This window comes from Nostoc sp. 2RC (genome assembly GCF_014222165.1).
Lineage (GTDB): Bacteria > Cyanobacteriota > Cyanobacteriia > Cyanobacteriales > Nostocaceae > Nostoc > Nostoc linckia.
In genome coordinates this window covers 1-690 of record NZ_JACKZU010000777.1, presented here as the reverse complement: position 1 = coordinate 690, position 690 = coordinate 1, and the positions used below count along the sequence as shown (strand labels likewise).

Below are 690 nucleotides of genomic sequence, written 5' to 3'. Positions count from 1 at the left end.
ACCTTGAACCCTTCCCCTTTAACCTTTTTCCCAAGAATCGGCGATCGCATCACGCCGTAGGCATTGCTCATAAGTAACTTTTATTAGACGTATCATCCTTTTTTTGTCAAGCCTAGTTGACGTTTTGTAACAAAGTTGTTAAATTTATTTACATAAGTTAACAAATAACCAAGAGAAAAAATTATGTACACCACAGTAAATGAAGACGGCGTTCTCAATAACTATGCAACCGAACCCAAAATGTACTATGCAGAGTACCCAGCAATTTGGGAACAACGTAAATACTTAATACAAGGTGTTTTTGCAACTTTAATCGTTACTACTTTAGTTTTGGTTGGTTTTAGTGTTAGCTAAGATTTTTTGACTTCGGTATCGCTGTATCTCATCGCCATTCGTACTTCTCTTTTTACCTCGGCTAATTTAGCCGGGGTTTTTTGTATTTGAACTTTGCGCCATCGCTCAAATCACCAAACAAGGTCTGGGAAAAGGTTAAGGGGTAAAGGGTAAAGGATGTATTTGAAACCTTTCCCCTTTGCCCTTGCCCCTTTGCCCTTTCCCCTTTGCACTTTACCCTTTACCCTTTACCCTTTGCCCTTTGCCCTTTGCCCTTTGCACTTTACCCTTTACCCTTTACCCTTTGCCCTTTTCCCTTTGCCCTTCCCCTTTTCCCTTTCCCCTTTCCCCCTTCCC

Annotated in this window: 1 protein-coding gene; it reads left to right on the top strand. The window is 41.2% G+C overall.

Annotated elements, in window-relative coordinates; genetic code table 11:
- Positions 1-183 precede the first annotated feature (183 nt).
- Complete coding sequence (gene psb34 / locus GNE10_RS34950; protein WP_185570564.1) at positions 184-354, top strand: photosystem II assembly protein Psb34; 171 nt, start codon at positions 184-186, stop codon at positions 352-354.
- The last annotated feature ends 336 nt before the right edge of the window (positions 355-690 follow it).